This window comes from Chitinophaga sp. MM2321 (assembly GCF_964033635.1).
GTDB lineage: Bacteria > Bacteroidota > Bacteroidia > Chitinophagales > Chitinophagaceae > Chitinophaga.
In genome coordinates this window covers 1,743,528-1,767,153 of the sequence record NZ_OZ035533.1, presented here as the reverse complement: position 1 = coordinate 1,767,153, position 23,626 = coordinate 1,743,528, and the positions used below count along the sequence as shown (strand labels likewise).

At 45.6% G+C, this 23,626-nt stretch carries 20 protein-coding genes; 11 read left to right on the top strand and 9 right to left on the bottom strand.

Annotated features, from left to right (window positions below):
* Window positions 1–115: 115 nt before the first annotated feature.
* Window positions 116–1,939: an ABC transporter ATP-binding protein gene (locus tag ABQ275_RS06840; RefSeq protein ID WP_349317531.1), complete on the top strand. Its 1,824-nt coding sequence runs from the start codon at window positions 116–118 to the stop codon at window positions 1,937–1,939.
* A 125-nt stretch (window positions 1,940–2,064) separates the two neighbouring features.
* On the opposite strand, the gene ABQ275_RS06835 is transcribed toward ABQ275_RS06840, so the two are convergent.
* The 3 genes from ABQ275_RS06835 to ABQ275_RS06825 form a co-directional block, all read right to left on the bottom strand.
* Window positions 2,065–2,802: a glycosyltransferase family 2 protein gene (locus ABQ275_RS06835; protein ID WP_349317530.1), complete on the bottom strand. Its 738-nt coding sequence runs from the start codon at window positions 2,800–2,802 to the stop codon at window positions 2,065–2,067.
* Window positions 2,803–3,310: 508 nt separating this feature from the next.
* On the bottom strand, window positions 3,311–4,765 hold the full coding sequence (locus tag ABQ275_RS06830) for a DNA/RNA non-specific endonuclease (RefSeq protein WP_349317529.1): 1,455 nt from the start codon (window positions 4,763–4,765) through the stop codon (window positions 3,311–3,313).
* A gap of 262 nt (window positions 4,766–5,027) precedes the next feature.
* The gene (locus tag ABQ275_RS06825; protein WP_349317528.1) at window positions 5,028–5,924 is read right to left on the bottom strand and encodes a BPSS1187 family protein; all 897 of its coding nucleotides are present in this window, start codon (window positions 5,922–5,924) and stop codon (window positions 5,028–5,030) included.
* 195 nt (window positions 5,925–6,119) lie between these two features.
* Between ABQ275_RS06825 and ABQ275_RS06820 the strand changes: the two genes are divergently transcribed.
* Window positions 6,120–7,361 (top strand): multidrug effflux MFS transporter, encoded by a 1,242-nt coding sequence (locus tag ABQ275_RS06820; protein ID WP_349317527.1) that lies wholly within the window; start codon window positions 6,120–6,122, stop codon window positions 7,359–7,361.
* A gap of 7 nt (window positions 7,362–7,368) precedes the next feature.
* On the opposite strand, the gene ABQ275_RS06815 is transcribed toward ABQ275_RS06820, so the two are convergent.
* Window positions 7,369–8,166 (bottom strand): ThuA domain-containing protein, encoded by a 798-nt coding sequence (locus ABQ275_RS06815; RefSeq protein WP_349317526.1) that lies wholly within the window; start codon window positions 8,164–8,166, stop codon window positions 7,369–7,371.
* 63 nt (window positions 8,167–8,229) lie between these two features.
* On the opposite strand from ABQ275_RS06815, the gene ABQ275_RS06810 reads away from it, so the two are divergent.
* The 3 genes from ABQ275_RS06810 (at window position 8,230) to ABQ275_RS06800 (ending at window position 11,146) form a co-directional block, all read left to right on the top strand.
* Window positions 8,230–8,571, top strand: a complete 342-nt coding sequence (locus tag ABQ275_RS06810; protein WP_349317525.1) for a TfoX/Sxy family protein — start codon at window positions 8,230–8,232, stop codon at window positions 8,569–8,571.
* 164 nt (window positions 8,572–8,735) lie between these two features.
* A complete protein-coding gene (locus ABQ275_RS06805; protein WP_349317524.1) occupies window positions 8,736–9,971 on the top strand; it encodes a sodium:proton antiporter in 1,236 nt (411 codons plus the stop codon).
* 32 nt (window positions 9,972–10,003) lie between these two features.
* Window positions 10,004–11,146 (top strand): aminotransferase class V-fold PLP-dependent enzyme, encoded by a 1,143-nt coding sequence (locus tag ABQ275_RS06800; protein WP_349317523.1) that lies wholly within the window; start codon window positions 10,004–10,006, stop codon window positions 11,144–11,146.
* A gap of 23 nt (window positions 11,147–11,169) precedes the next feature.
* Here the strand turns inward: ABQ275_RS06800 and ABQ275_RS06795 are convergent, their stop codons facing one another.
* The 4 genes from ABQ275_RS06795 to ABQ275_RS06780 form a co-directional block, all read right to left on the bottom strand.
* On the bottom strand, window positions 11,170–11,877 hold the full coding sequence (locus ABQ275_RS06795; RefSeq protein WP_349317522.1) for a DUF4198 domain-containing protein: 708 nt from the start codon (window positions 11,875–11,877) through the stop codon (window positions 11,170–11,172).
* 163 nt (window positions 11,878–12,040) lie between these two features.
* A complete protein-coding gene (locus tag ABQ275_RS06790) occupies window positions 12,041–12,610 on the bottom strand; it encodes a nuclear transport factor 2 family protein (protein ID WP_349317521.1) in 570 nt (189 codons plus the stop codon).
* A gap of 104 nt (window positions 12,611–12,714) precedes the next feature.
* A complete protein-coding gene (dusB, locus tag ABQ275_RS06785; RefSeq protein ID WP_349317520.1) occupies window positions 12,715–13,752 on the bottom strand; it encodes a tRNA dihydrouridine synthase DusB in 1,038 nt (345 codons plus the stop codon).
* 35 nt (window positions 13,753–13,787) lie between these two features.
* Window positions 13,788–14,012: a hypothetical protein gene (locus ABQ275_RS06780; protein WP_349317519.1), complete on the bottom strand. Its 225-nt coding sequence runs from the start codon at window positions 14,010–14,012 to the stop codon at window positions 13,788–13,790.
* A gap of 5 nt (window positions 14,013–14,017) precedes the next feature.
* Between ABQ275_RS06780 and ABQ275_RS06775 the strand changes: the two genes are divergently transcribed.
* The 5 genes from ABQ275_RS06775 to egtD are packed head-to-tail and all read left to right on the top strand — an operon-like array spanning window position 14,018 to window position 20,165.
* Complete coding sequence (locus ABQ275_RS06775) at window positions 14,018–15,400, top strand: mercuric reductase (RefSeq protein WP_349317518.1); 1,383 nt, start codon at window positions 14,018–14,020, stop codon at window positions 15,398–15,400.
* A gap of 44 nt (window positions 15,401–15,444) precedes the next feature.
* The gene (locus ABQ275_RS06770; protein WP_349317517.1) at window positions 15,445–16,389 is read left to right on the top strand and encodes an ATP-binding cassette domain-containing protein; all 945 of its coding nucleotides are present in this window, start codon (window positions 15,445–15,447) and stop codon (window positions 16,387–16,389) included.
* Window positions 16,390–16,395: 6 nt separating this feature from the next.
* Window positions 16,396–17,964 (top strand): ABC transporter permease/substrate-binding protein, encoded by a 1,569-nt coding sequence (locus ABQ275_RS06765; protein ID WP_349317516.1) that lies wholly within the window; start codon window positions 16,396–16,398, stop codon window positions 17,962–17,964.
* Window positions 17,965–17,976: 12 nt separating this feature from the next.
* Window positions 17,977–19,125 carry an ergothioneine biosynthesis protein EgtB gene (egtB, locus tag ABQ275_RS06760; RefSeq protein WP_349317515.1) on the top strand — a complete coding sequence of 383 codons (1,149 nt, stop codon included), beginning with the start codon at window positions 17,977–17,979 and terminating at the stop codon, window positions 19,123–19,125.
* Window positions 19,126–19,166: 41 nt separating this feature from the next.
* Window positions 19,167–20,165, top strand: coding sequence for an L-histidine N(alpha)-methyltransferase (gene egtD, locus ABQ275_RS06755; RefSeq protein WP_349317514.1), 999 nt, complete (start codon window positions 19,167–19,169; stop codon window positions 20,163–20,165).
* 7 nt (window positions 20,166–20,172) lie between these two features.
* Here the strand turns inward: egtD and ABQ275_RS06750 are convergent, their stop codons facing one another.
* On the bottom strand, window positions 20,173–20,649 hold the full coding sequence (locus ABQ275_RS06750; protein WP_349317513.1) for a DinB family protein: 477 nt from the start codon (window positions 20,647–20,649) through the stop codon (window positions 20,173–20,175).
* A gap of 293 nt (window positions 20,650–20,942) precedes the next feature.
* On the opposite strand from ABQ275_RS06750, the gene ABQ275_RS06745 reads away from it, so the two are divergent.
* Window positions 20,943–23,624 carry an outer membrane beta-barrel protein gene (locus ABQ275_RS06745; RefSeq protein ID WP_349317512.1) on the top strand — a complete coding sequence of 894 codons (2,682 nt, stop codon included), beginning with the start codon at window positions 20,943–20,945 and terminating at the stop codon, window positions 23,622–23,624.
* Window positions 23,625–23,626 lie beyond the last annotated feature (2 nt).

Here is a 23,626-nt window from a genome sequence, read left to right as displayed (position 1 = left end):
TGACAATTAGCACAAAAGGCATAATTTTGGGGCCTGTAAGGAAGCCGCATCTGCTTTGATGCGGTTTTTTTATGGTTAGGATTCATTGTAATTTCGATCGCTATTATATATAAACATGAAGACATACTTCCGACTTTTATCTTTTGCTAAACCAATTAATAAATTTGCCATCCCCTATGTCCTTTTTACTTTACTATCAGTTGTGTTCAACACACTGAACCTGGCCCTGCTGGCACCTATGCTGACAACCATCTTCGGAGGAACCGCCAAACATGAGGCATTGGTAAAACCGGATAACTGGCTCGACATTTTTGCGCTGTTTAATTATTATGCAAAGATGGCCAGCAACACTTACGGCGCCTTCCAAAGCCTGTTATTTGTATGTATCTGTATTGCGATCTCCGTATTGCTGGGCAATTTTTTCAGGTACCTGTCGGACCGCACAATGGAAAGTCTGCGTATCCACACCCTGCTCAACCTGCGTAAATCCGTATTCAATAATGTAATGAATCTTCACCTCGGCTACTTCAGTAATGAAAGAAAAGGGGATATTATCTCAAAAATAGCTTCTGATGTACAGGTAGTACAGTTTTCTGTTACCGGTACCCTGCAGGTCATCTTCAAAGAACCGGTAACGCTCATTGCTTACCTGGTGTTATTGTTTATCATCTCTTACAAGCTCACGCTGGCCTCTATGTTGGTGATTCCACTGGCTGGTCTGATTATCGCGAGGATTGTAAAAAAATTAAAACACCAGGCCGCCGCATCGCATCAGTCATATGGTGTGATGATCAGCTACCTGGACGAGGCCCTGCACGGCATCCGTATCATCAAGGCATTTAATGCGGTTAATTTTATTACCGACAGATTTAACGGGGAAAACGTTCGTTATTCGAAGATCATCAACTCCATGGCAAAAAGACAACAGCTGGCATCCCCCGTATCTGAAACGCTGGGCGTAATGATGGTGGCTTGTATTGTGCTATATGGCGGTTCGCTTGTATTGTCCAACCAGGGTGGCCTCGATGCTGCCAGTTTCATTGCCTACATCGCACTTTTCTCGCAAGTGATGCGTCCTGCAAAGGCCATTTCTACCTCGTTCAGTAATATCCATTCAGGTATTGCAGCCGGCGAGCGGGTATTGCAGCTGATAGATGAAAAACCTGCCATTACAAATGCACCCGGCGCCACGGATATCAAAGACTTCCAGACTTCTTTGCAATTTGAAAATGTGTCTTTCGCTTACGGTGAAAAAAATATCCTCCGTAATATCAGTCTCACGATTCCAAAAGGAAAGTCAGTAGCACTGGTAGGACCTTCAGGAGGCGGCAAATCCACCCTGATGGACCTCATCCCCCGATTCATACAACCGCAATCCGGTAGTCTGATCATCGACGGAAAAAATATACAGTCGTATACCATGGAATCACTCCGTTCGCTGATGGGCATCGTCAACCAGGAGTCCATTCTTTTCAATGACACTATTTTTAATAATATAGCCTTTGGCAAACCCGGTACCAGCAAGGAAGATGTGGAAGCGGCCGCCAGGATTGCCAACGCACACGACTTTATTATCAATACAGAAAACGGTTATGAAACCAATATCGGAGATAAAGGTTCCAAACTCTCCGGCGGACAAAGACAACGGATCTGTATTGCGCGGGCTGTGCTGAATAATCCACCTATTATGTTGCTGGATGAAGCCACTTCTGCCCTGGATACCGAATCAGAAAAAATGGTGCAGGATGCCCTCAATAACCTGATGAAAAACCGTACCTCGCTCGTGATTGCACACCGTTTGAGTACTATTCAGAATGCAGACATGATCATTGTACTGGACAACGGACAAATAGTAGAACAGGGTACGCACCAGGAATTACTGAGCCATGGCGGACTGTATAAAAAACTGATAGATATGCAAACCTTCAGTTCCCTGTAGCAATAAGTTAAGATCAATTATATACCTGCCAGAGATGGTAGGTACCAGGAAAATGCCTTCATTTCATCGGAATGGGGGCACTTTTCTTTTCAGCCGGTTGGGAACAAGCTGTATGAATCGTGTTATTAGTGATAATAGCCGTTAGTACAGTAGGCAATGCCCTGATTTAAGGTGTCGAGATAAACCCTGTAATTGATGTTCTCCCGTACGCGGTCGTTGAAAGGATGATACAGATGGTAACAAACAGCTTTCATCTTCACCTTCTTCTGACTCAGACCGGAATTAATAAAGCGGGCGGCCAGTTCAATATCTTCATGTCCCCAGCCCTTCAGTTCGTTATTATAACCATTTACCTTCAGAAAATCTTCTTTCCAGAAGGCGCAGTTACAACCGATGAGGTTCCTGGAACGTTTGCTCTTTTTAATCAGTATTGGCGCAAGGAATGGAATGCGTAAGGCATTAAAACGGTTCTTGACCCCTTTTCCGAAAATAGTCGCGTTTTCAAATTCGCCGGAGTCTAAATAATGAAGTGTTTTATCTTCCGGCAATAATACCCGGCTGCCACGGATGTAATATCCTCTCTCTGCTTCGCTGATATGATCTCTGATGAAATGCTCATGCAACACAATATCTCCGTCGATCTGTATGATGTAATCAGATGCGGTGCCCGTTATTGCCTGATTGATAATGATGGTTTTTCTGAACCCTTCATCAGGATGCCAGAAATGTTTTACCGGTATGGTTGTACTTCTGCTGAATGCTTCTACAATTGATCTGGTAGCTTCGCCTGAACCATCATCTGCGATAATGATCTCATCCGGTAAAATGTTCTGTCTTAAAACACTCTCCAGAACCAGTTTCAAAGCTTCAGGCCAGTTGTATGTTGTTACTAGTAAGGCCACTGACATGCTATCACCCATATTATTCTGAATCTATTATTAATAAATACTGATGTGCTTGCAGCACACGAACGCATGGTACTTCATTGTATAACGCCCTCCTTAACTGTTTATTTCACCGGTTTTCCCTGTCTATTCGCATACACGCAGACTTATTACATCATGATATAATCAGGGAGATCTGTAGGTTCATAAACTTGTAAATTGGTCAGTTACACACTTTGTTAGCTTTATTCCTGTATGCTAACGAATTAAGGTCTTCATATGTTACACGTACTCCTGATATAAGTAGTAGAAAATTTCAATAAAGTTATGTCATTAAGGTTTTACACGGGTGATACTGTGAATTGAATCGCTTCATTTTTTATCGGATATGCACTTTTTTTAACACTTCCTTAAATCAAAAATATGACAATTTTATGCAATTTATAATTTAATTATTACAATGACATAATAAATTTTCGTTCTATGTCTACTCTCCCACATCCACTTTTTTCACCAGTTCCTGCCGCACCTGTTCAGGAACATTGCTCAGTAAGCGGTAGCTGGTTGCTTTCTCGATCTCTTCAATGGAAGTAAGGTAAGCGGTCCAGTTGGTATTCACATCATTTTTATTGGGCGTATTCACCGCAATAATGCGGGTATTTTTTGAGATGCGTTGTAAATCGTTGTTTCCTTCCCGCAACACCACGATCACTTTCCAGATACGATCCGGTACATTCACCTGCTTGTCTGCAATCCTCTTCGCAGGTCCATTACTACCCACGCCGCCGCTGCCATAGCTACCCATGATCACATATACTTCATTGCCGGCTCTCACCAGCGAGCGGGTGTAATTCTCCAGGTTCGACCACAAATGCTGATTATGATTGGGCGCCTGCGGAATCATATTGGTCATGAGAAAGGTAGCGGCATTGGCGGCCCTGCTGGCAGTACGGTCGCCGGAAGGACAATTATGACCACGGTCAAAACCGCTCCCCAGGTAGCCAGTCTGTAACACCTGGTACCAGTCGCCCGGTAGATCTTCATCCGGCCTGAAATTCCGGCCCCTGGACATACTCCCCAGATCACTGCGCGATACATGCCAGCTCACCCAGTTAGGACCACCCTTATCACGGCTGTAAGATAATTTGTAGTAGCCTTTATCCATCAGGTAATTATTTACCATCAATACAGAAGCAGTAGCATTGCTGGGATTACCAAGTAACAGGTTATCATTATCCCCTGCCGCAACTTTATCTTCCACTGGTTTATCCGGCACAACAGGCAATACTTTCCCACCTGCTGTTACCGTAAACGCATCGAAATTGATCCGGCTCCTGCTTTTATCCGTTTTACGGATGCTGAAGCGGATGTGAGCAGTTGTACTGGCTGTAAACGAAACATGCTGCAAGACAGTACCCGTAGTAGTAACAGCATGCCCAACCCTGGTATAACGCTGACCTTTGTTCACAGAAGCCCACAGCTCCCAGGTACCTTTTTTATCTGCGCCAAACATGGCATGTTTTAGTGTAACCGTTACCGTGCCCTTTACAGCAATGTCGAAGTTCATCCCTGCCATCCCATTACCACGGATTCTGAGCGCCTGGTTACCGGTTTTACGATCCTGCTGCAATCCGCCCGTCATAGCATCTTTCAGCTCCCAGGAGCCGCTGGACAGTATCACATTACCCGTATTATAACTGGTTTTATTTCCTTTCCCGAAATCTTCCTGCAACAAAGGGCTTGCTACAGGTTTCTTATTATTTTTTTGGGGAGATGATTCTTCAACAGGATCCTTTTCCCTGCTGCCGGTAATTTTCCGGGAACAGGTAGTAACAACAAATGCAACAAGGATCAGTATAACGACAATGGCTAAACTATTGTTCTGTTGGCTCTTTTGCTGGTTCTTCTTATTATTCTTTTTCTTCTTTCTCTTCTTTGGCATAACATAGTAACGAACGGTCGCGAAGATAAAGAAATATTATACATGAGAAAGATGCAATAGCAATCGCTGCAATCGGTCCCGGAGGGACCGCATATTGGTAAGCCGGGGTTTTAACCCCCGGCTAAAAATGACGATGATTTAATGGCATTAGTTTACGCGGATGATTTACCCGATTCCATCGCGAGTACCCGGCTAACAATGATGACGTATATGCGGCAACGTTAGTTCCCCAGGATATTGGCTTTCTTTTTTTATTGCTTACCTATTTTCCGGTAGCACCGGTTATCATATATCGCCACACGGCTGTGAACTCCGTCCCCAATGTGGAGCTGTGGCGATCCTGCTTGTCTATATCGGTAACGAGTATACGTTTTTTTGAAACAACAGGCGTATGCGGCTGTACCATCACCGTATCCGTGGTGGCTACCTTACTCAGCAATGCTACATCCTGTACCTGGTACTCATAATTAAAAGGGTCCTGTATATGCAGGAAGGAATAATACCTGGTTACCGATGTGCGGCTACTTTCCCCCTGCCAGCCGGCAGGCATCTGGTAAGCCTGCAAATAGTCCTGCGGACCGGAGAACAACATCACGCCACTTAACCGGAAACTTTTCCCGAGGTAAGCAGCATGACCGGCACCCTGGGAATGCCCTGCTGCAACGATACGATCCCAACGGGGCTGTCCGTGCTTTATAAACTGTCCCCAGTTACCTTCGGGGTCATGGGCCGACAAATACACCAGCAGCCGGGTAAATCGGTTCACAATACTGTTGAGGGTATCCACTTCTACTTTATCACTCACCGGCGTACCAAACATGATCTCTTCCCTGAAATGATCAAAACAGGTGCTGTCTTCACTCTTCGAGCAAACAGTGGTGATCACATTATTCTTATAGTCCAGGCTGATCACATGATAGCCCATTGTAGCAAAGCAACTGTCGAACATCCGGCTGCTCGCAGCACTACCACCTGTCCCCGGTATCATGAGGATCAGCCGGTGCCTGTCACGTTGTGAAGGGTCTTGCAAGGCGATATGCGGACTATGAATAGCAGAAATACCTTCCTGTGTTTGTGCCGGTTCAATATATTGCACCTTTACCTGGGCGGTGGCTGCGGAAGTACAAAGCAGCAGTAACCATAATTTATTTCTGAGCATGTGGGCTATCAGTTTATCTGTACAAGATATAAAAAAGCCGGCTGAAAACAGCCTGCGCCGGGAATCCTCCCCCAACAATTTTAAGATGATGGAAACCCGCCACCAGTAAGCCTTCATATTATCTTTACATCACCACGTGTCAGAAAAAGAAATGGATGCTTTACTTTTGCACCTTATTTCATAAAGCAAACGTCATTGAACAAAGAACTTACCAGGTCCAGATATTTCTTTCTTATTCTGATCCTGGGTACACTCACAGCACTGGGGCCATTCTCTATTGACATGTACCTTCCTGGTTTTCAGGCCATAGCAAAAGAATTGAATGTAGAATCAACCCGGGTGGCCTATTCCCTGTCCAGCTTTTTTATTGGCATCTCAGCAGGACAACTGCTGTATGGCCCGCTGCTGGACCGTTTTGGAAGAAAGAAGCCCCTGCTCATCGGGCTAGTACTATATATCCTGGCTTCGGCGGGTTGCATCTATGCATCTTCGCTTAACAGCCTGATCATTCTCCGGTTTATCCAGGCCATAGGCAGTTGCGCTGCTGCAGTAGCTTCTGTAGCCATGGTACGCGATCTGTTTCCGGTGAAGGAAAATGCCAAAGTATTTGCCTTGCTTATGCTCGTGGTAGGTACCTCACCTATGATAGCGCCTGCTGTTGGAGGTTATATTACCAGTGCTTTCAGCTGGCATATTGTATTCCTGATCCTCGCTATCATGGGGGTGCTGATTTTGCTGACAACCATTTTCTGGTTGCCGGAAAGTTATACGCCCGATACTTCCATGTCGCTGAAGCCCCGGCCCATCATTAATAATTTCCTGTCGGTTATAAAGGAGCCGCAGTTTTATACCTATGCCTTAACGGGCGCCATGGCCTTTTCAGGGCTGTTTGCCTACGTATCGGCCTCTCCGCAGGTTTTTATGGGCATTCATCACCTGAGCGATAAAACATATGGGTGGATCTTCGCAGGTTTATCAATAGGATTTATTGGTTCCAGCCAGGTAAACAGCCTTCTGCTGAAACGGTTTGAAAGCCAGCAGATAGTACCCGTGGCATTAACCGGACAAGTGATTACGGGCATCGTCTTTCTATGCTGTGCCTGGAATGACTGGCTGAACCTGCCCGGCACCATTGCGTTGCTGTTTGCGTTCCTTTGCTGCCTTGGTTGCATCAATCCGAATACATCCGCCTTGTCACTCGCTCCCTTCAGGAAAAACGCCGGTAGCGCCTCCGCGCTGATGGGTGCTATTCAGATGGGTGCAGGCGCACTGGCCGCGACCATTGTAGGCGCGGACGACAGCAATACCGCGGTACCAATGGCTCTTACCATGTGCGGATCATCGATCCTGGCATTGATCATCTTATTGATTGGCAGAAAAAGAATAGGTACGGCCCTCGCCGCTCCTGAAAAAGGCAGTGCCGTAGTGGCACATTAAAACCTTTTTATTTTTGCGCTGCCCAGAAAATTGCATTGCGGAATAACGTCGTATAGGCGTTACTGTTAAATAGCGCAGGACTGTGTCCCATAAAGACATAAACATTGCGTGCAGGGTAACGGGGGTTTGTCCAGATAACAGGATGATCCCCCATTTTCTTTGTGGTGGCGGGCTGGTAACTGGTTTCATCTACGCTGGCCAACACGTGTACATCCGGCCGTGGACTCCTGTCATAGGTATACCATTCTTCCTTATCAATCACAAAAGTAGCGGGCACGCCTTTCATAACCGGATGCGTGCTATCTTCCACTTTCACTTTACCCGAAACAAAATCAGCGATATAATCTTTAAAACGGATGTTGCCCATAAACTGATAAAACCACGACCACATAGGAAATCCGTCGAACTCCCCTAATAGGCTGGCATGATGGAAACCGATCCATCCGCCGCGGCCTTCCGTTATGTATTGAATGAAAGCCTTTTCTGCTGATGGTTTCCAGCCATAGGGCGCATAGTCAAGTTGTAGAAAGAGCTGATGTTTTCCGAGATATGCCGAATCTATTTTATCGGTATTGGTGATATAGTCTATTGCAAAACCACTGTCGGCCGCCAGCTTGTCCAGCCACACGCGGGCCGCTTTGGAGTAGGCCTCATGATGGCCGCCTACCTGTGCCAGCGCCAGTACCCGGAACCTGGGCGCTTTCAATACGTTGTGATGCTCATTACCGATTCCCTGTCCTACCGGCAACGTCGGCAGGAGCAGCCATATAAACAGGATAACATGCTTTAAAAGTCCGGTACCCATAAGATCATTTTAATACAATATAAGCACCTTATCTTTACGATACTATCACTCAAACCCATTCATATGTCGTACAACGAAAAACTCGCAGATCGTGTACGCGAACTGCTGGCTGCATCCACCCACAAAGTGGAAGAAAAGAAAATGTTCGGTGGTTTATGCTTCATGGTAAATGATAAGATGTGCGTGGGCGTGCGCCCTGATACAATGATGGTACGCCTGGACCCTTCCCTGTCTGATACGCTGCCGGAAGAAGAGGAATGTACGCCTATGATTCATGGCGGCAGAACAATGGCCGGTTATTTTTTTGTCAGTGACACCGTACTGCAAACAAAAAAACAACTGGAACACTGGATTAAAATGGCATTAGAATTTAACCGGATTGCGAAGCCTTCGAAAAAAAAGTAACCAGCTAATGCTGATCAGTAGCTGATTTGTAAATGAATTTTATATCTTTATCAGCCTCTGGAATATTTTTTTTCATTTTTTTTATTTTTCATTTGTCAATTTCTGGCATTTCAATATCGAAATACCGGACCAGGGAAGATGATAAATATTAGAATTTTTGCTCTATGAATACATTTACGATCATTACAGCTCTCGTCACTATCAGCGCATTGATTTCCTACATCAATAACCGATTCATTAAATTACCCGGAACAATAGGCGTGATCGTGGTTTCGCTCTTACTATCCCTGTTGATCTTATTTACCGGTAAAATATTCCCAGCTGCTTATGCCTTCATTAAAGATCTTACACAAAGCATAGATTTCACCGGCACATTGCTGGATATTATGTTAGGCTTCCTGCTGTTTGCCAGCGCCTTGCATTTTGATTTTGATAAACTCAAGGAACAAAAATATCCGGTGCTGATATTGAGTACAGTGGGCGTAATTGGCTCTACCTTTATTTTCGGGTTCCTCCTCTATTGGGCAACAGAACTTTTACATATTGAGCTACCGCTTGTTTACTGCCTGCTGTTCGGGGCGCTCATCTCCCCTACAGACCCTGTGGCGGTGTTGTCGCTGTTAAAAAAATCAAAAGTCCCTTCTTCACTGGAAACAATCATAGGCGGAGAGTCGCTGCTGAACGATGGTACCGGCATCATCCTCTTTGTAATCCTGAAGGAAGTGGCGGGTCAGACCGATCCGCATGTAACTTTTGCACATACAGCGGCCTTGTTTTCCCAGGAAGTTTTCGGCGGCATCCTGTTGGGCGCCGTATCTGCCCTGGTGGCTTACAGAACCATGAAACGGGTAGATGATTTCCAGATCATTGTCATGGTGTCTTTATCTATGGTGATGGTCATTTCTGTGGTGGGCGCCATGCTGCATGTATCTATTCCGCTGGCGGCAGTTACCGCAGGTCTGATCCTGGGCAATACTTCCCTGGGTACCAAACAATCGGAAGATATGCAACGCTACTTTCATAATATATGGAACCTGATTGATGAACTACTCAATACCATTCTCTTTGTGATGATAGGGTTGCAGATTGTGGTGATGCCGTTCCTGAAAGACTACTGGCTCACCGGTTTGTTTGCTACTGCCTTTGTACTGGTTGCCAGGGGATTAAGTATTACGGTGCCTTCCATTCTTCTGAAACAATCACTCAAAACAAACTATAAAAGCATTACTATTCTTGTATGGGCAGGTTTGCGCGGTGGCATCTCCGTGGCACTGGCATTGTCTTTGCCGGATTCCGCCTACAAAGAGATTATCCTGTCTGCCAGCTACTTTGTAGTACTCTTCTCCATCATTGTACAGGGACTTACCCTGAACAAAGTGGTGAATGCAATGGTTAAATAGACCAGGGTTAAAGGATTATAAAAGATTTACCGATGGATAAATGGCGTAAAATAAGAGCAGATTATCCTGCATGTAAAAACTACGTGTACCTGGCCACTAATGGCGGTGGCCCTGTAAGTACACCCTATGTACAAAAGGCGCAGCAACTGCTGACAGCATTGAGTGAGAAAGGGAAACTGGTGATGCCGGAATGGGGCCGGCAAGTGACCCAAACACGGACATTATTGGCGGATATGATCCAGGCAAAGGCAACGGAAATAGCCTTTATCACCAATACCTCCCAGGCCATGGGCCTCCTTGTGGGCATGTTTCCGAAACACTATGATGTACTCACCATGCGGGATGAATTTCCTACCGGCTTCGTTCCCTGGATGCACCATGGCCATCATATTCAATTTGTTGATAGTAATGCAGCCGGGGAGATCAGTATAACAGCTATTGAAAACCAGATTACACCTGCCACCAGGCTGCTGATCACCAGCCATGTGTTGTTCCGGACCGGCTTCCGGCAAGACCTGAAAGCAATAGGAGCCCTCTGCCGGAAACATGGACTCGTGCATATAGTGGATGCTACCCAATCCTTTGGTGTATACCCCATAGATGTACAGGAATATAATATCGATATCCTCATTTTCCATGCCTACAAATGGGTAACCGCGGGGTATGGTAGCGGCGGCATGTACGTCTCAAAAAAAATACTGGACAAATATCCGCCGCAGGTAATGGGGTGGTACAACGTAAACTATCCGTTACCGGACTTTGACACAGCGCAGGATTACACACAATTCACGCCCAAGGAAGACGCCACTGTTTTTGAAACAGGTACCCCTCCATTCCTCAACATCCTGTTATTGGGGGAAGCCTTACAATACCTAAACGGGATCGGGATACCGGAGATTAACGCTTACGTACAAACGCTGATAAACTATCTTCATAAAAGAGCAAAAGAAAATAATATCCGGGTATTATCAGACTATGCTGCCGGTCACCTCTCCACTATACAGCGGCTGGCCGTTACACCGGAACAATATACCGCTATAGAACAACACCATATAGCTGCGCGCTATAAAAATAATATGCTGACGATTGCGCTGAACTTTTATAATAATGAGGAAGATATAGATACGTTATTGGCTGTCATAAAAAAAAGTGCGCCAGGGATCAGCTATCCCTGACGCAACACCAACAGAAAAAAAACTTACTTTTCTACTTCAAAGGCAATAGTCGCATTGCGCCATACACCCTTATATGCAATATCATTCAGCGCACCATCTTCTTTATTCATTTTAGTCGCTTCCAACATATAAGTGCCGGGCCATAAAGGCACAAAAGAAGCTTCCCCGTTTGCATCGGTTACCACCGTGCAGTTCCAGCCGCTGGGAGAAAAAACAGCTACCTGTATCTTATCAGTAGGCTGGTCTTTAAACAGGCTCTTAATAGCTACCTGCTGCTTTACTTTATACGTTTTACCCGGTGTTACATTGGCCGTCAGCTCATGATTGCCGGTGCCCACAACAGCGGATTTCCCCACCGCTACCCTCGCAGTGGCATTGAACTGGTACAGGGTAGTACCGCCCAGATCCTTTGCATTATGGGAAATAGCCAATGTATAAATACCATCTTCCGATGGCGTGAAATTCGTGGTGAAATGATCGCCCTCTGTGGTGCAGGTTAATGCTGTTTTCTTATTATCAGGGCTTATCAGCCATAAGGTAAATGATTTCACATCAGAATACCAGGCATCAATTTTTTCAGGCGCATGTTCGGTGTATTCACCGTAATACACTTTCACTTCCTGTTGTTTCCCTTTAACGCCCTTTGAAGAGGCTTCTATCCAGAGCATATGAGCAAAAACGCTGCTGCAACAGCATACGAGCAACAGGCTTAATAATATTTTTGTTTTCATGTGTACGTATTAATGATGATGATGAACAAAAATAATACACTGCCGGCCCGGACGTTTTTACATTTGGTAAAAAGATTTATGTAATCGGGAAAAATACAGCGGCATAAAAAAAGCCGGGCATAAAGCCCGGCTTACTATGATTATCGTGTACCTGTGCGGCTGATTAATCCTGATCCTTATAAAAATTCTTTACTAACCTGCTATCCGGTAAAGAATTGAGTACCGCTATATACCACTTACCATCTTTTCGCACCATTTTCCCTTTGTAATAGCCAACAGACATGAGCTGGATTTGTCCGGACAACAGGTCTGTCCAGAGACAGGATGCATACATGCTGACCTTTACAGTGTCATTTGGAGCGGCGGCAAACTGCATGTTGGATAAGAGATGCCTGGGTTGAAAATGGCTGCCTTTCACACTGCTCACCAATTGTTCTATTTTGGCCTCCCAGTGCTGTTTACCTTTTAGTTTTACGCCATCAATTTCTCCCCGGATGCTATCGTCCATGTATTCCAGGCACTTGTTCAGCGTAGCGTTATCGAAGTTTTCGCAGAAACCCAGTATTACTTTCTCTATCTGTTGCTGGTCGCGATAACGGATATCACTATACGCCGTGCTGTCTGGCAATGCTGTGCTGCTTTTGAGCAATGGGTTTTCTTTGGAAGAAGGAGTATTGCAGGCTATCATCGCCAACAAAAATAATCCAAAGGCAGGAAGGTTTGTTTTGATCATTGAGCGGATTTTATGATATAACAGAATAACACATAATATTAAGAAATGTTATAAAATCTGATTATACGGGAAGATAATTAAAATCCGTACTATGTGCAAGTGGGTTACAACGGACAGTTTTGATGATAATCAATCAGTTCAATCGGTGCATTTTCCATTTCTATCCCCTTGTAATGCGCTTCAATTTCATCCAGCACAGCTTCCACTTCAGCTACAGTTTTCAGCACTACGAGGCGGCTGCGGAATTCCTTGATATTAGGTAATCCCTTGAGGTAGTTGGCATAGCAGCCACGCATTTCATTGATACCGGCAACGGGGCCTTTCCATTCTACAGAAAAACGCAGGTGCTTCTTACTCACAGCGATCCGTTCTTCCAGTGTAGGGCCGGCCAGTATTTCACCGGTCTGCACATAATGCTTTATTTCGCGGAATAGCCATGGATAACCGATTACAGCACGACCGATCATGATACCATCAACGCCATAGCGGTTCTTATATTCCAGTGCTTTCTGCGGCGTATTGATATCGCCGTTCCCGAAAATGGGAATATGTATACGGGGATTGTTCTTTACTTTGCCGATCAGGGTCCAGTCGGCCTCGCCTTTATACATCTGGCATCGGGTGCGGCCATGTATCGCCAATGCCTTGATGCCCACGTCCTGGAGGCGTTCTGCTACTTCTTCAATATTCTTGGTGTCATCATCCCAACCTAGCCTGGTTTTCACCGTTACGGGCAGCTTGGTGGCCTTTACACAGGCGGCTGTGAGGCGTACCATGAGGTCAAGATCCTTCAATACCCCTGCTCCTGCGCCTTTTCCTGCCACTTTCTTTACCGGGCAGCCAAAGTTAATATCCAGTAGATCCGGATTGGTTACATCCACAATCCGGGCTGCCATGGCCAGACTATCTTCATCACCACCAAAGATCTGTATACCTACAGGCCGTTCGTATTCAAAAATATCCAGTTTCTTGCGGCACTTGATCGCATCCCGGATCAGCCCTTCACTTGATATAAATTCAGTATACATCAGGTCCGCCCCCGCATCTTTGCACACAGCACGGAACGGAGGATCACTTACATCTTCCATGGGAGCCAGCAACAGCGGGAAATCGGGCAGTATTATGTTGTCAATCTTTACCAAATCAATATTTTTTCCGGAAGCGCAAAGATAAAGAATTACAAATTACGAAGGGTAAGCTCCTTTTCTGTAAGATAAAAGCCACGATTATGAAAAAGAACACTTTTTGCTACCAACGATACGGTGACGCCGCTTTGCAGCCCTTCTGATTTAATTCCTACACATAATATCTTTCTCAAATTTCGTAATGGGTTATTCATAATTTTTTCTTTAAATTTATCCTCTCCCCTGGTATAATCTTTGGCTCCGCGTTTAAAACTCATCAGGTATGGAAAAATTTGATGCAATTGTTATCGGCTCAGGACAAGGCGGTACGCCGCTGGCTAAAAAACTCGCAAAAAAAGGATGGAAAACTGCTATCATTGAGCAACGCTATCTTGGCGGTACTTGTATCAACGATGGTTGTACGCCTACCAAAGCGATGATAGCCTGTGCAAAAGTAGCTAATACTGTTGCCAACAGCAAGTCCTGGGGCATTCTCACCAAAGGATATACGGTAGATCTTCCGGCTATTGTGGCACGCAAAGATGATATCGTATTGCAGTTCAGGAACGGCACAACAAACGGGCTCGAAAAAACAAAGGGCCTCACCATCATTCATGGCAGCGCCGCTTTCAGCGGAAACAAAACACTCACCGTTGCCTTGCATGGCGGCGGGGAAAGCTCCCTTACCGCCAAACATATTTTTATCAATACCGGCGCCAAACCCTATATCCCGGACATTCCCGGGCTGCGCGATGTGCCCTACCTCACCTCCACTACCCTGCTGGACGAAGTGGTGATACCGTCCGAACTCATTATCCTGGGCGGTGGTTATATAGCCCTGGAAATGGGACAACTCTATCAGCGTTTAGGCAGTAACGTTACCATAGTGGAACCCTCACCGCAGCTGGTATCAAAAGAAGATCCGGATGTGGCAGCCGTGATCAGAAACTTCCTGGAAGATGAAGGGATCAGGATCTTTACGGCTACCAGTGCGGAAAAGGTCAGCACCACCAGTAAAGGCATCACGGTAAACATTGCCAATGGCAGCAGTAAAAAAACACTAACGGGATCGCATATACTCGTTGCCACCGGCCGTACCCCGCAAACCGCGGCGCTGCATCTCGACAAAACCAACGTCACTACCGATGGGAAAGGATATATACAAGTCAATGATACGCTGGAAACCAGCAACCCTGGCATCTATGCGCTGGGAGATGTAAAAGGGGGACCGGCATTCACACATATCTCCTACAATGATCATCTCATTATATATAAAAATCTCTTTGAAGCAGGCGCCTTGTCTGTCAAAAACCGGCAGGTGCCTTATTGCATGTTTACAGACCCGCAGCTGGGACGCATCGGTCTTTCCGAAAGCCAGGCCAGGAAACAGGGATACCCGGTTAAAATAGCCTCTCTGGCGATGGATAAAGTAGCACGCGCTATCGAAACCGGGCAAACACAAGGCATTATGAAAGCGGTTGTACACGAACACACCGGCCAGATCCTCGGTGCTGCCATCATTGGCACTGAAGGCGGAGAGATCATGTCTGTCCTGCAAATGGCCATGCTTGGAGGTATAACGGCAACGCAGATACGAAATATGGTTTTCGCACATCCGCTATATGCAGAATCACTCAATAATTTATTCATGATGCTGGAAAAATAAAGGTCAATCTGAGTATATTTTTCCCCATCTCCATCAGGTCTTCTATGATTAAACTAGCGCACGTTTCTAAAAATTTCAGCCCGGATAAAAAAGCAGTAGACGACCTCTCTTTTGAAGTACAACAAGGCGAAACACTCGTTCTGCTGGGCACCAGCGGCTGTGGTAAAACAACCACCCTCCGCATGATCAACCGGCTGATCACTCCGGACAGCGGCAACATCTACATCAACGGTAAAAATATCAGGGAGCAATCAACCGAAAACCTGCGCAGAAGCATGGGGTATGTATTGCAGAATACCGGCCTGTTCCCCCATTATACCGTCATGGAAAATATAGGCATCGTACCGCAGCTGCTGCAATGGGATAAAGCCCGCATCCGCGAACGTACCCTTTCCCTGATGGAAAAACTACGCCTGCCGGCCAACAGGTACGCAGCAGCCTATCCGCAGGAACTGAGCGGCGGACAACAACAACGCGTCGGACTGGCGCGCGCACTGGCAGCAGATCCACCCATTCTCCTGATGGATGAACCTTTCGGCGCCCTCGATCCGCTCACGCGCATCAGCGTACGAAAAGAATTCAAAGCATTGGATGAACTAAACAGTAAAACCATCATCATCGTTACACATGACGTGGAAGAAGCCTTTGAACTGGGCAACAGGATCTGCATCATGAACGATGGCCGTATCCAGCAACTGGGAACAGCAACAGCGTTACTGTTTAAACCCGCCAATGATTTTGTACGCACATTTCTGGATCAGCAACGGTTGCAACTGGAACTGAAGTCGTTGCAACTCACAGATATCTGGGCTTACCTTCCCGGCAACAACCAGGATACTGACAAACAGCTACTTACCAGTACCAGTTCCTGCTGGCAGGCGCTGGAAGCCATGACAGACAACCCCGTAGCCGCCATTCATAACGGCGAAAGAAAATATATGGACGGGAACATTTTGATGAACGCTATTGCAGCATATAAAAAACAGTAGCCCCGTATGGATACAAGAGAAACCCTTTTCGATTTTATACAACAACAGTCCGGCAAATTGCTGGAACAAACCCTCACGCATACCGGTCTTACTTTTATTTCCGTACTGCTCGCAGTAGCCATCGGGGTACCATTGGGCATCCTGATCACGCACAAAAAGAAGCTGGCCGGACTGATCCTGGGCATCGCGGGTGTATTGCAGACCATTCCCAGTATCGCCTTGCTGGGTTTCATGATCCCGCTACTGGGTATCGGCGCCAAACCAGCCATCGTCGCCCTTTTCCTCTATGCACTGCTGCCGGTGATCCGCAACACGTATACCGGTATCAATGGCGTAGACATCAATATAATGGAAGCGGCCAGAGGCATGGGTCTGAGCCGCCAGCAATTATTATACAAAGTACAATTACCCCTGGCGATGCCGGTCATCCTGGCAGGCATCCGCACCGCCACCGTAATCAACGTAGGTGTAGCCACCCTCGCAGCCTATATCGCAGCAGGTGGCCTGGGCGAATTTATCTTTGGTGGGATCGCCCTGAACAATACCAACATGATGCTGGCAGGCGCCATCCCCGCCGCACTGCTGGCCATCCTCTTTGACTGGCTGTTATCGCTCCTGCAACATACCAATATCCGCAGGTCAAAAAAGGCGCTATATGCACTGCCTGTCATCCTGCTATGTTTATCTTCTTTTTATCTCCTGCCTGACACTTACAGCAGCAAAATGAGAGCGGGTTTTACGCCGGAATTTATGGGCAGGAAAGATGGCGACCTGGGCCTGAAATCGGTATACGGCCTGCATATGCACACCCTCGTGATCAGCGATATGATCATGTACAAAGCAGCCTATGAAAAAAAACTGGACGTCATCAGCGGCAGCAGTACAGACGGTCGTGTCAAAGCGTTTGACCTCGTAATACTGGAAGATGATAAACATATTTTCCCACCCTATTATGCAGCACCCATTGTACGCATGCAGACACTGGAAAAATACCCCGAACTGGAAACAGCACTCAACCTCCTCTCTGGTACAATTAATGATAGCATTATGACGGAATTAAATTACCGTGTAGACTATCTGAAACAAAATCCGGAAAAAGTAGCAAAAGATTTTCTGCTGACAACAAAATTATGGAAGCCGGCTACAAATGGTAAAAAAGGCACCATCCGTATCGGTTCCAAAATTTTCGGTGATGGCTATATTCTGGCCAACATGTACAAAATGCTCATTGAAGGTTATACCGATCTCTCTGCCGTAACAAAAACAGGATTAGGCGGCACTAAAATTGTTTTCGATGCCTTAACCAATGACCAGATAGATATGTACCCGGAATATACCGGCACCGGCTTACTGGTAATACTCCAGGCGCCACAGCAGACGATAGACAGCATTATCAGCGACAGCAAAAAAGTATACGACTATGTGCAGGAAGGGTTTCAAAAACAATACCAGGTGAAGTGGCTGAAGCCCATCGGCTTCAACAACACCTACGCTTTAATGATGCGACGAGAACAGGCAACCAGTCTGCAGATCAAAAGCATCTCCGCTTTAAAAAATTATGTAGATCATAAATAACCACCAGTATTTATGGAATTGAAAAAAGAATACGAAACAGTACGGAAAAGGACAGCAGCTATCTGCGCACCACTCAAAACAGAAGATTATGTTGTACAGCCGGTAGTGGATGTAAGTCCGCCCAAATGGCACCTGGGACACACTACCTGGTTCTTTGAAACATTCATCCTGATTCCTAACGCTAAAGGATATACGGAATTCGATCCGCAATATAATTACGTCTTCAACAGTTATTATGAATCTGTGGGCGCACGTGTAATCCGTACAGACCGCGGTAACCTGAGCCGCCCTGCGGTGGAAGACATCATGCGCTACCGCAAACATGTGGACGAAGCCATGGGCACATTTCTCGAACAAGAACACGCACCTGCATTACAGGAACTGATTACCCTGGGACTCCATCACGAAGAACAGCACCAGGAATTATTATATACAGATATCAAATACATCCTGGGTCATAACCCGTTATTTCCGGCTTATGATAAAGACAGGCAACCAACGGAAATGCCTGTCCATAGCGATTCCTGGCTTCATATGAAAGCAGGGATTTATGAAATAGGATTTGGCGGGGAAGGGTTTTGTTTTGATAATGAGTTAGGGAGACATAAAGTATATCTTTCCGGCTATGCACTCAGCACCTCACTGGTCACCAATTCGGAATACCTGGATTTTATACAGGCCGGTGGCTACAAGGATTTCCGGTACTGGCATGCAGAAGGTTGGGATTGGGTAAAAACAAACAAGGTAGAAGTACCCATGTATTGGTACAACATAGATGGCCAGTGGATGCATTATACCTGGCAGGGATTGCAGCCACTGCTTCCTGATGCCCCGTTGTGTCATATCAGCTACTATGAAGCAGCAGCATATGCTTCCTGGAAAGGATTGCGCCTGCCCACCGAATTTGAATGGGAAGCGGCGGCGGCACAACTATCGTGGGGGCTGCGCTGGGAATGGACGGAAAGCGCCTACCTGCCCTACCCCGGCTTCACCAAAGCGCCCGGCGCTATCGGAGAATACAATGGTAAGTTTATGATCAGCCAGATGGTGCTGCGTGGCGGCTCGGAGGTAACATCTCCCCATCACAGCCGTATCACTTACCGTAATTTCTTTCATCCTTCCCTGAGATGGCAGTTCACAGGAATCAGACTGGCAAAATGATTGGACTATAAAACAGATCGCGGAATCAAAAAAAATATTTTATGCGTACCACCACTGTAATTCAAACGCCTGCTACGCCGGGCAAACGTAAAACAGCCTCCGATGACTTTTACAACGATGTTGTAAAAGGTCTTACCGCTCCACAGAAGTACCTGGACCCAAAGTATTTTTATGATGCGGCCGGCGATCAGCTCTTCCAGCAAATTATGCAATGCCACGAGTATTACCTGACCGGCTGCGAAATGGAGATCCTGTCTGACCAGTCTGCCACCATAGCGGCGGCGCTGGAAAAATATGCCGGTACGTTTGATGTAGTGGAACTGGGTGCCGGTGATGCCACAAAATCGATCCGGCTGCTGCAACAACTGCATACTAACGGTATAGACTATACGTATTTCCCGATAGACATCTCTGGTAATGTCATCCGGCAACTGGAAACAACCTTACCGGTAAAACTGCCCCAACTGCAATTGCGGGGACTGAACGGAGAATATTTCGACATGCTGCAACTGGTCAATGGATACAGCACAAAGAAGAAGGTATTGTTATTCATGGGCGCCAATATCGGCAACTTCAATATGGCCACCGCCCGCAGTTTCTGTCAGCAGCTACGCCAGTATTTACAGCCGGGCGACCTCCTGCTGACCGGCTTCGATCTTAAAAAACATCCGCAGATCATTCTCAATGCTTATAATGATAGCGCAGGCATCACCAGGGCGTTTAATTTCAACCTGCTGCAACGAATCAACCGCGAGTTGCAGGCCGATTTCAACCTCTCAAAATTTGAGCATTTCCCCACTTATGATCCTGGTACCGGCGCCTGCAAAAGTTACCTGGTCAGCCTGGAGCAACAAGCTGTACATATTGGTACGGATGTATCTATAACCTTCCGGGAAAATGAAGCATTGTACATGGAAATATCACAAAAATACACGCCCGAAGAAACTGATCAACTGGCCGCCCAAACAGGATTTAAGCCGGTTGCCCGCTTCTTCGACAGCAAAAAATGGTTTGTTGACTGTCTCTGGAAATGTATCTGATCCACCCTTATTTCCAGGCATCCAGTAACCGGCGCAACGCAATTATTTCGCCGGTGTGGTAGCTCGTATGGTCTGCTATCAGCACCGCTTCCCGGAATAAGTGCTGCCCCTCTCCATGTGGGAATGGTGCAAAGAGGTCAACACCTGGTGCCTCCAGCAAGGCTATGAATGCCTCCAGATCCGCATCGATCTGGTCCAGGCTCTTCTTCCATGCATGACTATCTTCCGGTGCCGGCGATTTGGGCCAATAGCCTTCCGGCCAGGGTGGTGACTGATAACCGGGATCACGGGAAAATTCCAGTATATCCGACTGCGTTATACGGATATGTTCCACCAGTTGCCAGATAGAATAAGGCATATTTTCCGGTACTACTCCCTGAAGCTTTACAGGCAGTCCTTTTACGGCAGCTGCAAAAGTCACGTGCGCATTGGCATCCAGGAGCAATCCTTTCAGTGTTTTTACGATTTCCTTGTTATTAGCCATGGTCAGTTTATTTTTTCTTTCTATCCTATAAATTTAACACAAAACGAGCGTATATATTTGCGCACCCAACCGCTGACACAGCCCCTGCCAGCCCCACCTTTTCTTACCAATATCATATTAACTAACAGTTAACGCAATTATCAAAACGATAGAAATCCTTACCAGTAGTCATTATACAGGCAATAGCAACCTGATCTAATCTCTATCTTTCTGAGTTTGTTAAGAATTCATTCACAAACGCCCGATATTTTGGGAATAATATTGTACCGATCATTATCTACCAGTACAATACTATGAACAAACTGCGGGTCGTTCTGACTTTATTGCTTTGCTGTAATTGCACCTGTCTGTGGGCACAAAGAGAGATCCGGGGCACCGTCTATGAAAAAGAAAACAGGCAGCTCCTGTCCGGCGCAAGTGTTTTATTGTTCAATGAAAAATCGGTGCTCAAAGCACAAACACTATCAGATGATAAAGGAAACTTCCTGCTGGAGCATCCACCCATAGGAAATTTCAAATTGATCATCAGTTTTATGGGTTTTAAGGCAGAAATTATTCCGCTCGAAATCACGGAGAAAACAGGACCACTCGTTTATAAATATATTCAATTAGCGCGCAACAGTATTAAACTCTCTGGTGTAGAGATTAAAGTAGACAAGCCCACCTTTGCTGTCCGGAAAGATACCATTGAGTTTGATGCGGATCAGTTTCAAACACATCCCAACGCCACCCTTCAAAACCTCCTGCAAAAAATTCCGGGATTGACCGTGGATGATGAAGGGAACTTCTACTTTCAGGGCAGGTCTATCAATGAATTATATATAGATGGAAGACGCGCCATGCAGTCAATGAAAGATACCAAAAGAGTATTGGAGGCATTGAAAGCAAACATGGTAGACAAGATACAGGTATCAGACAAAAAAGATATGGCCGGCATGGCAGATCCCGGCAACACCGATAAAGTAGTAAATATTGTCATTAAAAAAAAGATGAAAAAAGGTATCTCAGGATCAGCCGGTGTTGGCTATGGCACAGATAACCGCTACAGTGCCGGTGGCAACATCAACCTGTTCCGGGAGAACAAAATGTTGTTGGCAAATATCTTCACCAATAACATCAATAGCTTCCAGGACCCAGGCACCAATAATGAATCGGGCTACCTGAGAAATAATCAACCCGGCATCAATAAAACGATCAGGGGAGAAAACAATTTTAATATTGATCTCTCAAAAAAAGCAAAGATAACAGGTATACTCAGTCATAATACATCTCAGATAAATAGTGATGAATCCCGGCAAAGGCAAAACATTCTCCAGGACGCCAGTACTTATTACCTCAGTAACACCAATAAAGAAGACAAAAGAACTGCTACAATGATGGGTACTTCCCTGGATATACAGGCAAATCCCAGGAATAAAATTTCACTGACAGGCATCATCAGCCGGATAAAAGATGTACAACATAACAGCAATCAATATCTGACAACAGGAAACAAAAGTGATACCATTAACCATGGCTTACTCCGCAATCTTGATAGCTCACTGCAGAAAATGATGGAACTGAAAGCAGATTATATGCACAACTTCAAAAAAGCCGGCGCCGCATGGGTTATTAGTTTTAACTGGAAAAGCTCGTGGCAGTACAGTTATCAATACAATTACAATCAGAATAACACCACCACAGGTGATATGGCTGATACCATCAATCAATTTGTAACGCCTAAAAATAAAACCAGCGAATTTTCCTTTCGTACCTCACTTAAAGAACCGATCAACAATAGTCTCTCTTTCCAGTTATCGTATGAACTTGTAAATACCCTCCTCACCAATAACCAGCATACCTTCAATTTTGATAACATAAAGAAGGGATACCTTATTTCCAGTGATTCACTGACCTATCATTTTAAAAATACCACTTTCCAGCAGGCAGTAAGGCCATCGCTGAATTTCAATAAAGGAAAGGTGATGGTCGCTCTCATTGGAGGAATGAGCAGCTACAATATCAGCAGTACCAATTACGCCTCGAATAATGCATTCAGGCATCACAATATAAACTTTGAAAGAATTCTCTACTTTACCTATAAGATCAACAATTACAAAACTTTAGGCGTTTTTTATACCGGTAAAAGTGCATCCCCGGAAGCCCGGTACTACTGGCCGGTGGCCAACATACAGAACCCGCTGTATATTCAGCTCGGAAACCCGGACCTGGGAACAACCTTTCACAACATGCTTGATCTGAACTATACTTCGCTGGACATTAAAGGACTTAGTTTCTCCGCCATGTTGATGGGCGATTATAGCACCAACGATATCTCCACAGCGGTGTATACTGACTCTTCCGGCAAACAGGTAAGCAAGCCGGTAAACGTAGACGGCACCTATCGTATTGCTCCCGGCTTCACGCTCGGGAAAAGAATAAAGAATCCGGCCATCACCCTTAATTACAGAAGCATACTGGACATCTCCCATAATATTTCCCTCATCAACAATACAAAAAGTATTGCCACCCAATACTCCTACTCGAACATGCTCTCTGCATCCATGATGTACAAAAAACTCCTGGAATTTACGACACTGGCCCGTATTGAGTATACAGGCAATAAATATTCTATCCAGCAAAATAACTATTACGACTATCTTAAATATTACCTGTTCATAGATATGAACGCCTATCTCCCCGCCGACATCAACATCGGTACAGGAATTAATTATACCAACAACACCGATGCAAAACAACACTATACCCTCATGAGTGGGTGGATCTCCAAATCTTTTCTACCCAATAAAAGCCTGATGGTAAAGCTGTATGCTTATGATATTTTCCGGCAAAACCGGTCTGTCAATACCTTCTTCAATGGGACCTACCGGGAAACCATGCAGGCTACTACCCTATCACAATACTTTATGCTCAGCGTGACAACGAGGATTGGACCAAGATTACCAGGAATTAAAAAAGGACCAGGATTACCCTGATT

Excerpts from the sequence above, each read along its gene's own strand:
- ABQ275_RS06815 (WP_349317526.1), bottom strand. The coding sequence starts at position 8,166 with ATGGGTACCGGACTTTTAAAGCATGTTATCCTGTTTATATGGCTGCTC.
- ABQ275_RS06745 (WP_349317512.1), top strand. The coding sequence starts at position 20,943 with ATGAACAAACTGCGGGTCGTTCTGACTTTATTGCTTTGCTGTAATTGC.
- ABQ275_RS06810 (WP_349317525.1), top strand. The coding sequence starts at position 8,230 with ATGTCGTACAACGAAAAACTCGCAGATCGTGTACGCGAACTGCTGGCT.
- ABQ275_RS06770 (WP_349317517.1), top strand. The coding sequence starts at position 15,445 with ATGATTAAACTAGCGCACGTTTCTAAAAATTTCAGCCCGGATAAAAAA.
- egtD (WP_349317514.1), top strand. The coding sequence starts at position 19,167 with ATGCGTACCACCACTGTAATTCAAACGCCTGCTACGCCGGGCAAACGT.
- ABQ275_RS06775 (WP_349317518.1), top strand. The coding sequence starts at position 14,018 with ATGGAAAAATTTGATGCAATTGTTATCGGCTCAGGACAAGGCGGTACG.
- ABQ275_RS06790 (WP_349317521.1), bottom strand. The coding sequence starts at position 12,610 with ATGATCAAAACAAACCTTCCTGCCTTTGGATTATTTTTGTTGGCGATG.
- ABQ275_RS06765 (WP_349317516.1), top strand. The coding sequence starts at position 16,396 with ATGGATACAAGAGAAACCCTTTTCGATTTTATACAACAACAGTCCGGC.
- ABQ275_RS06795 (WP_349317522.1), bottom strand. The coding sequence starts at position 11,877 with ATGAAAACAAAAATATTATTAAGCCTGTTGCTCGTATGCTGTTGCAGC.
- ABQ275_RS06830 (WP_349317529.1), bottom strand. The coding sequence starts at position 4,765 with ATGCCAAAGAAGAGAAAGAAGAAAAAGAATAATAAGAAGAACCAGCAA.
- ABQ275_RS06840 (WP_349317531.1), top strand. The coding sequence starts at position 116 with ATGAAGACATACTTCCGACTTTTATCTTTTGCTAAACCAATTAATAAA.
- ABQ275_RS06780 (WP_349317519.1), bottom strand. The coding sequence starts at position 14,012 with ATGAGTTTTAAACGCGGAGCCAAAGATTATACCAGGGGAGAGGATAAA.
- ABQ275_RS06825 (WP_349317528.1), bottom strand. The coding sequence starts at position 5,924 with ATGCTCAGAAATAAATTATGGTTACTGCTGCTTTGTACTTCCGCAGCC.
- ABQ275_RS06750 (WP_349317513.1), bottom strand. The coding sequence starts at position 20,649 with ATGGCTAATAACAAGGAAATCGTAAAAACACTGAAAGGATTGCTCCTG.
- ABQ275_RS06800 (WP_349317523.1), top strand. The coding sequence starts at position 10,004 with ATGGATAAATGGCGTAAAATAAGAGCAGATTATCCTGCATGTAAAAAC.
- egtB (WP_349317515.1), top strand. The coding sequence starts at position 17,977 with ATGGAATTGAAAAAAGAATACGAAACAGTACGGAAAAGGACAGCAGCT.
- ABQ275_RS06805 (WP_349317524.1), top strand. The coding sequence starts at position 8,736 with ATGAATACATTTACGATCATTACAGCTCTCGTCACTATCAGCGCATTG.